The sequence below is a fragment of the Streptococcus sp. 27098_8_73 genome (genome assembly GCF_041432495.1).
Taxonomy (GTDB): domain Bacteria; phylum Bacillota; class Bacilli; order Lactobacillales; family Streptococcaceae; genus Streptococcus.
On the sequence record NZ_JAPVZT010000016.1, the window covers coordinates 1 to 13,861 of the forward strand.

The following is a 13,861-nucleotide window of genomic DNA, read 5'->3' on the forward strand; positions in this document are numbered from 1 at the left end:
AGCGATCGTAGAAAAAGGCCCATGGACATCACAAGATGACGTGATCAAGGGACAAACTTCACCAGACATCAAGGATTACGTAGCGGATAAAGCTAGCGTAGCAGATGTGACAGTTACAGCAGACTCAGCTAAACCAGCTGATGAAGTCGTGACTTACAAGAAGGTAGAAGTTCCACCTACACCTACACCTGTTCCACCAACTCCAGCTCCGGTACCAAATAAACAAGTACCGAACAAGCCAGTGGAACCGAAAGTTCCTGGAACTACTGCTCTGCCAAATACAGGTGAGAAATCATCTTCAGCAGCAGTACTTGGTTTAGGAATTGTTGCAACACTCGCAGGTGTCAGCTTGATTAAATCAAGATTGAAAGAAGAAGATTAATTCTTTCTAGCTTGGATAGTAATCACTGAAGAGTTGTGGACGCTTAGTTAACAGCTCGCAAAAATCGATAACTTCTTTACGAAGTTATCGATTTTTTATTTATTTGATTAGCAAACTTTGGTGGTAAGAAATGAGAGAAGACTCTAGTAAAATAGGAGATTTACTGGAGAATGATAGGGATATCACTTCAAATTTATTAGCTTCATTCTTTTTACTATCGAGAGAATGTAATGACTGATCTCGGTATTCTAAAATGTATAAGGAACTAGTGCCCTAATCTTTTCTATATCTAGTTTGTACTTCAGCAGATAATTTTAGGGAATTGGGGACTTTCCTGTTTTTGTTGGATGATTTTTCGTCTTTCCTGTGTTATAATAAGGAAGATTAAAATAGTAGAATAGTTAAAGGAGAAATTCCAATGGGACGTAAGTGGGCCAATATTGTAGCTAAGAAAACAGCTAAAGACGGCGCAAACTCAAAAGTTTATGCTAAATTCGGTGTAGAGATCTATGTAGTAGCGAAAAAAGGTGAACCAGATCCTGAGTTGAACACAGCCCTTAAGTTCGTTATTGATCGCGCTAAGCAAGCGCAAGTGCCAAAGCATGTTATTGACAAGGCGATTGACAAGGCTAAGGGAAATACAGACGAGACCTTTACAGAAGGTCGTTATGAAGGCTTTGGGCCGAATGGTTCTATGTTGATCGTTGACACATTGACTTCGAATGTTAACCGAACTGCGGCCAATGTCCGTGCAGCCTTTGGGAAAAATGGCGGAAACATGGGAGCTAGCGGCTCTGTATCTTATCTTTTTGATAATAAAGGCGTCATCGTTTTTGCTGGTGATGATGCAGACAGCATCTTTGAATTGCTTTTAGAAGCAGATGTAGATGTGGACGATGTAGAGGCTGAAGAAGGAAGTATCACAGTTTATACAGCACCAACTGATCTACATAAAGCAATCGTAGCTTTGCGTGAATCTGGTATCCAAGAATTCCAAGTGACAGAGCTGGAAATGATTCCTCAGTCTGAAGTGGAATTAACAGGAGAAGATTTAGAAACCTTCGAAAAATTGTATAGCGTCCTTGAAGACGATGAAGATGTCCAAAAAATCTACACCAACGTAGATGGCTTCTAATTGAATAACATAAAAATACAGTCTGATTTAGTATAAGCTGCGTTCTAAGGCAGTTTCTAAATCAGACTGTATTATTTTTAGTTAGTTAAGTGAAATTTTTTTAGGAATTGTTCCTGTTCCTCTTTGATAGCTTCTGTGGGATTTTTCACAGCAAGAATCATCTCAATCATTTCAGGATTGGCTTCGCGTACTAGCTGACTGAGAGCCCAGATGGCCGTAGCGATATGGATAGGATTTTGCCCTCTATCGATAATTTCTAGCAGTTTGGGAATAGCAGAGCGATCATTGGCGTTGGCTAGAGCAATGATGGCATTGCGCTGCAGGATGTTTTTGCCCCGCCAGCTACCTGCTATATGGCCAAATTTTTCCTTAAACTGACCATTAGAAAGTTCCAAGAAAGGTAGGAGCTCTGGATGGGCCAGTTCGGGGTCGATATCAGTTGCGAGTGGATTGTCTAAACCTTTATTATAGGGGCAGCAAATTTGGCAGATGTCGCAACCATAGATGACTGTCTTGATTTTTTTGCGAAATTCTAGATCCATGATGCCCTTATCTTGGGTTTGAAAAGATAGGCAGCGCTTGGCGTTCATAGTCCCATCACCAATGAGGCAGGAGGTAGGACAGGCCGTCACGCAGCGATTGCAGTCTCCGCAATCATAGTCGACAGGCTGGTCAGGTTCAATGTCCAGATTGGTAATGAGCTCTCCTAAAAACATGTAGGAGCCAAATTCCTTGGAGATGACTAAGCCGTTCTTGCCGATAAAGCCTATTCCTGCTCGCCGGGCTACAGCGGTGTCGACCAAGGCTCCTGTATCCACCATGCCTTTATATTCAAAGTCGGCAGTCAACTCCTCAATTCCCTTTGCAAGCCGATCTAGCTTGTCTTGTAGGACATAGTGGTAATCCAGCCCCCAGCTGTTGGGAGTGAATTTCCCCCGTTTGTAAGCTGTTTTTTGTGGCTGTTGCTTGAGCTTGTGGGGGTAGGCGACTGCGATAGAGATGATGGTCTTGGCTGAGGCCAAACTCAGCTTAGGCTTAATTCGCTCCTCAATATTCTTATGTTCAAATCCTGAATTTCGGCCTTCTTCTACGGCCAAGCGCAGCGACTTTTCCAGATAGTCAAAGTCATCTGCTGTCGTGAAGCCAATTTTAGAAATGCCAATGTCTTTTGATAATTTGATAATTTCTTCTTTGATATTCATTGCTATTATTATATCGAAATTATGAGAATTATGCGAGAAACTACTTCGTGAAAACCATGATAATTTAGCAAATTTGAGTGCAAGAAGAGTTAGGCAGATAAGTGTTTAAATTGAGAAACGACAGCCTTTCAAGCCAGTTGCCAAATGGATTATTTCTTGAAAGATATGGGGAAACATGCTATAATGAGAGGAAACATTTATAAACAGAACATAGCGAGTAAGGAATAAAATGGCTAATATTTTAAAAAAAATCATCGAAAATGATAAAGGTGAAATAAGAAAATTAGAAAAGATGGCGGACAAGGTCATGTCCTATGAGGACGAAATGGCAGCCTTGACCGATGAAGAATTGCAAGCAAAAACGGTTGAATTTAAGGAACGCTATGCAAATGGTGAAACTTTAGATCAACTTTTGTTTGAAGCATTTGCAGTTGTCCGCGAAGGAGCTAAGCGTGTCTTAGGTCTTTTCCCATATAAGGTTCAGATTATGGGGGGGATTGTCCTTCACCATGGTGATGTGCCAGAAATGCGTACGGGGGAAGGAAAAACCCTGACAGCGACTATGCCTGTTTACCTGAATGCCTTATCTGGTCAAGGAGTTCACGTAGTAACGGTCAATGAATACTTATCTGAGCGTGATGCGACTGAGATGGGTGAACTTTATTCTTGGTTGGGACTTTCTGTTGGTATCAACCTAGCATCTAAGTCACCAATGGAAAAAAGAGAAGCTTATGCTTGTGATATCACCTACTCAACCAACTCTGAAATTGGTTTTGACTACCTGCGCGATAACATGGTGGTTCGGGCTGAAAATATGGTGCAGCGCCCACTTAACTATGCCTTGGTTGACGAGGTGGATTCTATCTTGATTGACGAAGCGCGTACGCCATTGATCGTGTCAGGACCGACAGCTTCTGATACGAATCAGCTTTATTATAGAGCGGATAGCTTTGTGAAAACACTTCAAAAAGATGACTATATCATTGATATCCCATCTAAGACGATTGGTTTGTCAGATTCTGGTATTGACAAGGCTGAAAGTTACTTTAACTTAGAAAATCTATACGACCTTGAGAATGTTGCTTTGACTCACTTTATCGACAATGCCTTACGTGCTAACTATATCATGACCTTAGATGTGGATTATGTCGTGAGTGAAAAGCAGGAAATCCTCATTGTTGACCAATTTACTGGACGTACAATGGAAGGTCGTCGTTTCTCTGATGGACTCCACCAAGCGATTGAAGCAAAAGAAGCTGTGCCTATCCAAGAAGAATCAAAGACATCTGCTTCGATTACCTACCAGAACCTTTTCCGTATGTATAAAAAGCTGTCAGGGATGACAGGGACTGGTAAAACAGAAGAAGAAGAATTCCGTGAAATTTATAATATTCGCGTAATTCCAATTCCAACTAACCGTCCGGTCCAACGTATTGACCATCCAGATTTGCTGTATCCTAGCTTGGAAGCGAAGTTTAAAGCAGTCGTGGAAGACGTCAAGGAACGTTACAAAACAGGTCAACCTGTCTTGGTCGGTACAGTATCGGTTGACACGAGTGACTATCTTTCTCAAAAATTGGTGGCTGCAGGAATTCCTCATGAAGTTCTGAATGCTAAAAACCACTATAAAGAAGCACAGATTATCATGAATGCTGGTCAGCGTGGAGCTATTACCATCGCGACCAATATGGCTGGACGTGGTACCGATATCAAGCTAGGTGAAGGTGTCCGTGAATTGGGTGGACTTTGTGTCATTGGTACAGAGCGCCATGAAAGCCGCCGGATTGATAACCAGCTTCGTGGACGTTCAGGTCGTCAAGGAGATCCGGGTGAATCACAATTCTACCTATCTCTAGAAGACGATTTGATGAAACGCTTCGGTTCAGAGCGTATTAAGGCCTTGCTAGACCGGATGAATCTGAGCGAAGAAGAGTCTGTCATCAAGTCTCGGATGCTAACGCGTCAGGTGGAAGCAGCCCAAAAACGGGTTGAAGGAAATAACTACGATACTCGGAAGCAAGTCCTCCAATATGACGATGTCATGCGCGAACAACGTGAAATTATCTATTCTCAACGCTATGATGTCATCACAGCAGACCGTGATTTGGCTCCAGAAATTCATGCTATGATCCGTCGGACGATTAATCGGATTGTAGATGGAAGCAGTCATTCAGATCATGATGAAAAGATAGAAGCGATTCTGAATTTTGCTAAATATAATCTTGTAGCAGAGGATTCTATCTCAGCTGATGATTTAGAAGGTAAATCAAATCAAGAGATCAAAGATTACTTGATGGAGCGAGCTTCTGAAGTTTATGCCAATCAGGTTTCTAAACTTCGTGATGAAGAAGCAGTTCAAGAGTTCCAAAAAGTGCTGATTCTACGAGTTGTAGATAATAAATGGACAGATCATATCGACGCCTTGGATCAATTGCGTCAGGCTGTGGGGCTTCGCGGATATGCTCAGAACAACCCAGTTGTTGAATATCAGGCAGAAGGTTTCCGGATGTTTAATGATATGATCGGCTCTATCGAGTTTGATGTGACTCGTCTCATGATGAAAGCACAGATCCATGAGCAAGAACGTCCACGTACAGAGCACAGTATCAGCACGACAGCTACTCGAAACATTGCTGCCCAAAACCCAAATCTTCCAAAAGATGTTGATTTATCCTCTGTAAAAAGAAATGATTTATGTCCATGTGGTTCAGGTAAGAAATTTAAAAACTGTCATGGTCGCAAGAAGTAGTTTATAAGGAGAGAAGATGACCTTTAAAGCAACTAGTCAACCAATCAATGTAGCAGAAGTGCGTCAGCTTGCTAAGTTAGAAGGTTCTATTTTGGCTCGTAAGCAAGAACGAGATCGCCAACTAGAAGCTATTATCTGCGGTGAGGATGATCGCATCCTTTTGGTTATCGGTCCTTGCTCCTCAGACAATGAAGAAGCTGTCTTGGAATACGCTAAGCGTTTGGCAGCTCTTCAGGAAGAAGTCAAAGATCGGATCTTTATGGTCATGCGGGTTTATACAGCCAAGCCACGGACCAATGGTGATGGCTACAAGGGCTTGATTCACCAGCCTAATGCGACAGCGGCACCTAGCCTAATCAACGGTATTAAGGCGGTTCGCAATCTGCATTACCGCGTGATTTCAGAAACTGGAATGACGACGGCTGACGAGATGCTTTATCCAGAAAATCTTCCCCTAGTAGATGATTTGATTTCCTATATGGCGATCGGTGCTCGTTCTGTTGAAGATCAGCAGCACCGCTTTGTAGCCAGTGGAGCGGATTTTCCGACTGGTTTGAAAAATCCAACATCTGGCAATCTAAATGTCATGTTTAACGGTATTTATGCGGCTCAGAACAAGCAGAGCTTCCTCTTTGCCAATCGGGAAGTAGAGACGAGTGGAAATCCTTTGGCTCATGCGATTCTGCGCGGTGCCATCAATGAATATGGGAAGAACATTCCGAACTACTATTATGATAATCTGCTGGACACAATCGCCCAGTATGAAGCAATGGGATTAGAAAATCCATTTATCATCATTGATACAAACCATGACAACTCTGGCAAGCAGTATTTGGAGCAAGTCCGTATTGTTCGTCAGACTTTGATCAATCGCGACTGGAATGATAAAATCAAGAAGGTTGTTCGTGGCTTTATGATTGAATCTTACTTGGAAGATGGCCGACAAAATGAACCAGAAGTCTTTGGCAAGTCTATCACAGATCCATGCCTAGGCTGGGACAAGACGGTCGAACTCGTCCATGAGATATACGACACACTAGGTAAATAATATGGCATTTATAGAAAAAGGTCAGGAAATTGATATCGAGCAGATCAAGTCTGCAACGATTTTGTCAGACCAAGCTCTGAAAAAGAAACATCAGCGTGATCAGGAATTGGCCGCCATCATCAAGGGAGAAGATCAACGCCTGCTCTTGGTTATCGGCCCCTGCTCATCTGACAATGAAGAGGCGGTACTGGAGTACGCTCGCCGCTTGGCTGACCTCCAGCAGAAAGTGGCGGATAAGATTTTTATCGTCATGCGGGTCTATACTGCCAAGCCTCGGACCAATGGGGACGGCTATAAAGGGCTCGTTCACCAACCAGATACTTCAAAAAGCCCTAGCTTGATCAATGGACTGAAGGCAGTGCGCCAGCTTCATTACCGAGTTATTACTGAGACAGGCTTGACCACAGCTGATGAAATGCTCTATCCTTCCAATCTAGTTCTGGTAGATGATTTGGTTAGTTACCATGCCGTAGGTGCTCGATCGGTTGAAGACCAAGAACACCGCTTTGTAGCGTCTGGCATTGACGCTCCGGTTGGTATGAAAAATCCAACATCTGGCAATCTTGGAGTCATGTTTAATGCCGTCTATGCTGCTCAAAATAAGCAAATCTTCCTTTATCATGGTCAGGAAGTAGAAACGTTAGGAAATCCTCTTGCGCATGTGATTTTGCGTGGTGCGTTAGATGAGTACGGTAAGAACAAGCCTAACTTCTATTACGAAAATCTTCTGGATGTGATCAAACGCTATGAAGAAATGAAGCTGTCCAATCCTTTCATCCTGATTGATACCAATCATGATAATTCTGGCAAGCAGTATTTGGAGCAGATCCGGATTATCCGTCAGACTCTGATCAACTGTGCTTGGAATGAGCAAATCAAGAAGGCTGTACGTGGATTCATGATTGAATCCTATTTGGAGGATGGCCGCCAGAATGAGCCAGAAGTCTTTGGTAAGTCTATTACCGATCCTTGCTTGGGCTGGGATAAGACAGAAGAACTCGTTCAGGAAATCTATGAGACCTTAGAAAAAGAAGCTTAAATAGAAAGGATTAGGAGGCTTTGCTAGAAGTCTACTAATGAATATAGGCAAGCTCATACTCTACGAAAATCTAATTTTGATGATGTTAAACCTCTTTGATGCATTTCAGTGTCATTCTCATCGGTTTGCCTTGTCGAAATTAGATTTTCTTTCAATCTCCTTGGGAGAAGGGCCTTGCTTCGTATTCCTAATAGAAGTATGATAAGAGGACACGGAATAGATATAGAAGAGATTTCCAGCATTGGTCGGGCCTACGAGAAGAATGAGCGCTTTGCTGAGAAAATCTTGACGGCTCAGGAGTTGGCTCGGTTTGGCTCCTTAAAGGGCAAGCGCAAGCTGGAATATTTGGCAGGTCGCTGGTCAGCCAAGGAAGCCTTTGCCAAGGCTTGGGGGACCGGTATTGGCCCAGTGACTTTTCAGGATTTGGAAATTTTAAATGATGATAAGGGGGCGCCTTATTTTAGCAAGTCCCCCTTTGATGGTTCGGTATGGCTATCAATCAGCCATGCCGGAAATCTGGTGACCGCCAGTGTGATTTTGGAGGAATACAATGAAAGCTAGTCTACATAGACCCACTAAAGCAGTCATAGACCTGTCTGCTATTGCATTTAATATTGAGCAAATTGTGGCTCATATTCCCCAGTCGGTCCAGAAGTGGGCAGTAGTCAAGGCCAATGCTTATGGACATGGCGCGGTTCCTGTCTCTCAGCATATTCAGCCGCTTGTAGACGGTTTTTGTGTGTCTAATATTGACGAAGCCCTCGAACTACGAGAAGCTGGCATTGCTAAACCCATTCTTATTTTGGGTGTTTCTTCATTGGAAGCTGTGCCTTTAGCGATTCAGCAGCAGATTACCTTGACGGTGGCCAGCCTAGCTTGGCTGGAGGAACTCTTGAGCCAGCAGGCTAATCTGACGGGTTTGACTGTTCATATCAAGATTGATTCAGGCATGGGACGCATTGGCTTTCGTGATAGTCAAGAAGCCCAGCAAGCAATTAGCCGCCTGCAAGCAGCAGGTGCTGTGATAGAAGGGATTTTCACTCATTTTGCAACAGCTGACGAATTAGATACAAGTCATTTTGTAGCCCAATTAAATCGTTTTAAAGAGATTTTGAGTGAGTTAGCTTTCTTGCCGCCGATTGTGCATGCTAGCAACTCTGCTACAACTCTCTGGCACAGTGAAACGATTATGAATGCTGTTCGGCTGGGCGATATTATCTACGGTCTGAATCCTAGCGGACGAGTGCTGGACCTGCCTTATGAGGTCAAATCAGCTTTGAGCTTAGAATCTGCCTTGGTTCATATCAAAGAAATTCAAGCAGGCGCCCATGTCGGTTATGGGGCAACCTATACCAGTGACAGTCAGCAAATCATTGGAACCATTCCTTTGGGTTACGCTGATGGCTGGACCCGGGATATGCAGGGCTTTGATGTCTTGATCGATGGTCAGCGCTGTCCAATTGTCGGTCGTGTTTCCATGGATCAAATCACGGTGCGTCTGCCTCGAGTCTACCCTTTGGGAACGCAGGTGGTCTTGATTGGCCAGAGCGGCGCTGAGCTTATCACAGCAACGGATGTGGCGGAAAAGCGTGGTACGATCAATTATGAAGTGGTCTGCTTAATCAGCGACAGGGTACCGAGAGAGTATAAAAAGTAAAAGATAATCAAGAAGAAGGAAAGGAGACAGGATGAATCTGCATCAGGCTTTAACGGCCCTGCCAGGAGTAGGACCAAAATCGGCTGAAAAATTTAAAAAATTAGGCCTTGAGAGCCTGCAGGATCTCCTGCTCTATTTTCCTTTTCGCTATGAGGATTTTAAGAGCAAGAATGTCCTCGACTTGGAAGATGGAGAAAAGGCAGTTATTTCTGGGATCGTCGCGACTCCAGCTAATGTCCAGTATTATGGCTACAAGCGTAATCGCCTGCGTTTCACGATCAAGCAGGGAGAAGTCGCGATTGCAGTCAACTTTTTCAACCAGCCTTATCTAGCAGATAAGATCGAACTGGGAGCGACGGTGGCTATTTTTGGTAAATGGGATAAAGCCAAGGCTAGTCTGACGGGGATGAAGGTGTTAGCTCAGGTTGAAGATGACTTGCAGCCAGTCTATCGAGTTGCCCAAGGGATTAGTCAGGCCAGTCTAGTCAAGCTGATTAAGGCGGCCTTTGACCAAGGTTTGGATCAGTTGTTAGAGGAAAATCTTCCTCCTGTCCTTCTGGAGCGCTATCAGCTTTTGGGGCGCACTCAAGCTGTGCGTGCTATGCACTTTCCTAAGGATTTGGCGGAATATAAGCAGGCCCTGCGTCGGGTCAAATTTGAAGAACTTTTTTATTTTCAGATGCAGCTGCAGGTTCTGAAGCATGAAACCAAGGATGTCAGCCAGGGACTGGCTATTCCTTGGCAGGAAAAAATGCTGGCTCAAAAGAAGGCTGAGCTGCCATTTTCTCTGACGGAAGCTCAGGAGCGAAGTCTGGAAGAAATTCTCGGTGATTTGCAATCGCCTGCCCACATGAACCGCCTCCTGCAGGGAGATGTTGGTAGTGGTAAGACCGTGGTGGCTGGTTTGGCCATGTATGCCGCCCATACGGCAGGCTATCAGTCGGCTTTGATGGTTCCGACAGAAATTTTGGCTGAGCAGCATTTGGATAGCCTGACTCAGCTCTTTCCTGAACTGAATTTGGCTCTCCTAACTGGTGGTATGAAAGCTGCTGAACGCAGAGAGACTTTGGCTGCCATAGAGTCAGGACAAGTGGATATGGTGGTTGGCACCCATGCCTTGATTCAGGAAGGAGTGGTCTATCATCGACTGGGCCTGGTCATTATTGATGAGCAGCATCGTTTTGGGGTGGACCAGCGTCGGATTTTGCGGGAAAAGGGAAATAATCCAGACGTTCTCATGATGACAGCCACGCCTATTCCTCGGACTTTGGCCATTACTGCTTTTGGCGATATGGATGTCTCTATCATCGACCAGATGCCGGCTGGCCGCAAGCCCATCATTACTCGTTGGGTCAAGCATGAGCAGTTGGAAGTGGTCTTGGACTGGATGAAAAAAGAGCTGGCAAAGGGTGCCCAAGTCTACTTCATTTCTCCCTTGATTGAGGAATCCGAGGCTTTGGACTTGAAAAACGCGATTGCTCTAGAGGAAGAGCTCAAGGCCTACTTTGCCAATCAGGCTCAGGTGGCTCTCCTTCACGGTCGTATGAAAAATGACGAAAAAGAGGCCATTATGCAGGATTTCAAGGATGGGAAAACAGATATTCTAGTGTCAACTACAGTTATTGAAGTCGGCGTCAATGTTCCGAATGCAACCATCATGGTTATCATGGATGCTGACCGCTTCGGACTCAGCCAGCTTCATCAGTTGCGGGGACGAGTGGGTCGAGGAAATAAGCAGTCTTATGCTGTGCTGGTTGCCAATCCCAAGACAGAGTCTGGCAAGAAACGGATGAAAATCATGACCGAGACAACAGATGGCTTCGTTCTGGCTGAGGAAGACCTCAAGATGCGTGGCTCTGGTGAAATTTTCGGGACCCGCCAGTCTGGTATTCCAGAGTTTCAGGTGGCGGACATCGTGGAGGACTATCCCATTTTGGAAGAAGCGCGCAAGGTAGCCAGTCAAATCGTTGCTAATCCTAGCTGGCGGCAGGATGCCAATTGGCACCTTGTATCCCTGCATCTTGAAAAACGCGATTTTCTGGACTAGCAAGATAAAGTTTGGATGTATTTGTTTAAGCTTTCTGCAAGAAAATTCTAAGCCTTCCTTAAGCTTTGAGGTCTATAATAAAAGCATCAAAAGAAACGAGGTGGCAAAAATGAAAGTAGCAGTTAAAGTAACCTATAAAAAAGAATTTAAACAGATGCGCCGCGTGAACAAGACTTATGGAATCTAATATTCCAAGTGAAAGATAAAAGACGATACCTCTGGAAGAAATTCTGGAGGTATTTTGCTATTGAATCAAGGCTTTCTTACAATTTATGTTATAATATAGAATAAATATGATAAAAGGAGCTCAATTATGTTTCCAGATGACAGTTTGACTTTACATACAGACTTATATCAAATCAATATGATGCAGGTTTATTTCAACGAAGGTATCCATAATAAGCGTGCTGTTTTTGAAGTTTATTTTCGCAAGAATCCTTTTAATAATGGCTATGCCGTTTTTGCGGGCTTAGAGAGGATTGTGGCTTATCTGAATGATTTGACATTCAGTCAGACGGATTTGGACTATTTAGCGTCCTTGGGCTATAATGGAGCTTTCTTAGAGTACTTACGCGATTTCAAGATGCAGCTGACCGTGCGCTCTGCTAAAGAAGGAGATTTGGTTTTTGCCAATGAGCCGATTGTTCAGGTCGAAGGGCCGCTGGCTCAATGTCAGTTGGTGGAAACAGCTATTTTAAATATCGTAAATTTCCAAACCTTGATTGCGACCAAGGCAGCTCGCATCCGCTCTGTGATCGAAGATGAGCCGTTGATGGAGTTTGGTACCCGTCGTGCTCAGGAAATGGATGCAGCGATTTGGGGTACGCGGGCCGCTGTTATCGGTGGGGCCAACGGTACCAGCAATGTTCGAGCGGGTAAGCTCTTTGATATTCCCGTTCTAGGGACGCATGCCCATGCACTTGTGCAGGTTTATGGCAATGATTACGAGGCTTTCAAGGCTTATGCAAGCACTCATCGGGACTGTGTGTTCTTGGTAGACACCTACGATACGCTTCGGATCGGGGTTCCTACGGCTATTCGTGTAGCGCGTGAATTTGGGGATAAAATCAATTTCTTGGGTGTACGGATCGATTCTGGAGACTTGGCCTATATTTCCAAAAAAGTTCGCCAGCAGTTAGATGAAGCGGGCTTCCCAAATGCTGAAATCTATGCTTCCAATGATTTGGATGAGAATACCATCCTCAACTTGAAAATGCAAAAGGCCAAGATTGATGTCTGGGGTGTGGGAACCAAGCTGATTACTGCTTACGATCAGCCAGCTCTGGGTGCGGTTTACAAAATTGTAGCGATTGAAGATGAGAATGGGCACTTGCGTAACACCATCAAGCTGTCTAACAATGCTGAAAAGGTTTCGACTCCGGGCAAGAAGCAGGTTTGGCGGATTACCAGCCGTGAAAAAGGCAAGTCTGAGGGCGACTACATCACTTATGATGGTGTAGATGTCACCCATCTGGCAGAGCTGGAAATGTTCCATCCGACTTATACTTATATTAACAAAACAGTCAAGAATTTCGATGCGGTGCCACTCTTGGTGGATATTTATAAAGAAGGCCAGCTCGTTTACGATTTGCCGAGTCTGTCTGAGATTCAGGACTATGCCCGACAAGAATTTGACAAACTCTGGGACGAGTACAAACGGGTCCTCAATCCACAAGATTATCCTGTCGATTTGGCGCGTGATATCTGGCAGGATAAGATGGACTTGATTGACCAGATGCGCAAGAAAGCCTACCAGACAGGAGCAGAAAAATGAGTCTACAAGAAGAAATCATCCGTCAACTAGGCGTCAAACCAGTCATTGATCCAGAGGAAGAAATCCGCAAATCGGTGGACTTTCTCAAGGCCTATCTGAGAAAACATCCTTTTTTGAAAAGCTATGTTTTGGGCATTTCTGGTGGTCAGGACTCAACCTTGGCTGGTCGTTTAGCCCAGATATCCGTAGAAGAAATGAGGGCAGAGACAGGAGATGAGAGCTATCGTTTTATCGCTGTCCGCCTGCCTTACGGCATTCAAGCGGATGAGGACGATGCCCAAAAGGCTCTGGCTTTCATCCAGCCTGATCTCAGTCTGACAGTTAATATCAAGGAATCGGCTGATGCCATGACAAAAGCTGTAGAGGCGACAGGTGCCAAAGTCTCTGACTTTAACAAGGGCAATATCAAGGCGCGTAGCCGCATGATTGCCCAGTATGCTTTGGCTGGTTCATATAGCGGAGCTGTCATTGGGACCGACCATGCAGCAGAAAATGTCACGGCCTTTTTCACCAAGTTTGGGGATGGTGGAGCAGATATTTTACCGCTCTACCGTCTCAATAAGCGTCAAGGAAAGCAGCTTTTGGCCGCCTTAGGAGCGGATCCGGCTCTCTATGAAAAGGTGCCGACGGCTGACTTGGAAGAAGAAAAACCTGGGATTGCGGATGAAGTCGCTCTGGGTGTGACCTATAATGAAATTGACGACTATCTCGAAGGCAAGTCCGTTTCAGCCCAAGCCCAAGAAACGATCGAGTCTTGGTGGCACAAAGGTCAGCACAAACGCCATTTGCCAATTACAATTTTTGATGAATTTTGGAAGTGAAAATCTC

The 13,861-nt window shown here is 44.5% G+C and carries 11 protein-coding genes; 10 read left to right on the forward strand and 1 reads right to left on the reverse strand.

Annotated elements, in window-relative coordinates; genetic code table 11:
* Positions 1–382, forward strand: a 382-nt coding sequence (locus O3651_RS09595) for an LPXTG cell wall anchor domain-containing protein (protein WP_371610276.1), incomplete at its 5' end; no start/stop codon positions are given.
* A 418-nt stretch (positions 383–800) separates the two neighbouring features.
* Positions 801–1,517, forward strand: a complete 717-nt coding sequence (locus O3651_RS09600; RefSeq protein WP_371610277.1) for a YebC/PmpR family DNA-binding transcriptional regulator — start codon at positions 801–803, stop codon at positions 1,515–1,517.
* A gap of 77 nt (positions 1,518–1,594) precedes the next feature.
* Here O3651_RS09600 and queG read toward each other — a convergent pair whose 3' ends face one another.
* Entirely contained in the window at positions 1,595–2,719 is a 1,125-nt protein-coding gene (gene queG / locus O3651_RS09605) for a tRNA epoxyqueuosine(34) reductase QueG (protein WP_371610278.1), read from the reverse strand.
* A gap of 229 nt (positions 2,720–2,948) precedes the next feature.
* Between queG and secA the strand changes: the two genes are divergently transcribed.
* The 8 genes from secA (at position 2,949) to nadE (ending at position 13,854) form a co-directional block, all read left to right on the forward strand.
* Positions 2,949–5,468: a preprotein translocase subunit SecA gene (secA, locus tag O3651_RS09610; RefSeq protein WP_148878424.1), complete on the forward strand. Its 2,520-nt coding sequence runs from the start codon at positions 2,949–2,951 to the stop codon at positions 5,466–5,468.
* Between the two features lie 16 nt (positions 5,469–5,484).
* Positions 5,485–6,516, forward strand: coding sequence for a 3-deoxy-7-phosphoheptulonate synthase (locus tag O3651_RS09615; RefSeq protein WP_371610279.1), 1,032 nt, complete (start codon positions 5,485–5,487; stop codon positions 6,514–6,516).
* A gap of 1 nt (position 6,517) precedes the next feature.
* The gene (locus tag O3651_RS09620; RefSeq protein WP_005591071.1) at positions 6,518–7,555 is read left to right on the forward strand and encodes a 3-deoxy-7-phosphoheptulonate synthase; all 1,038 of its coding nucleotides are present in this window, start codon (positions 6,518–6,520) and stop codon (positions 7,553–7,555) included.
* Positions 7,556–7,753: 198 nt separating this feature from the next.
* Positions 7,754–8,116, forward strand: coding sequence for a holo-ACP synthase (gene acpS, locus O3651_RS09625; RefSeq protein WP_371610280.1), 363 nt, complete (start codon positions 7,754–7,756; stop codon positions 8,114–8,116).
* A complete protein-coding gene (gene alr, locus O3651_RS09630) occupies positions 8,106–9,212 on the forward strand; it encodes an alanine racemase (protein ID WP_371610281.1) in 1,107 nt (368 codons plus the stop codon). The genes acpS and alr overlap by 11 nt, the downstream gene beginning before the upstream one ends.
* Positions 9,213–9,243: 31 nt before the next feature.
* Positions 9,244–11,259, forward strand: coding sequence for an ATP-dependent DNA helicase RecG (gene recG / locus O3651_RS09635; RefSeq protein ID WP_371610282.1), 2,016 nt, complete (start codon positions 9,244–9,246; stop codon positions 11,257–11,259).
* A gap of 313 nt (positions 11,260–11,572) precedes the next feature.
* The gene (locus O3651_RS09640) at positions 11,573–13,033 is read left to right on the forward strand and encodes a nicotinate phosphoribosyltransferase (protein WP_371610283.1); all 1,461 of its coding nucleotides are present in this window, start codon (positions 11,573–11,575) and stop codon (positions 13,031–13,033) included.
* Positions 13,030–13,854 carry an ammonia-dependent NAD(+) synthetase gene (gene nadE, locus O3651_RS09645; protein WP_371610284.1) on the forward strand — a complete coding sequence of 275 codons (825 nt, stop codon included), beginning with the start codon at positions 13,030–13,032 and terminating at the stop codon, positions 13,852–13,854. The genes O3651_RS09640 and nadE overlap by 4 nt, the downstream gene beginning before the upstream one ends.
* Positions 13,855–13,861: the final 7 nt, after the last annotated feature.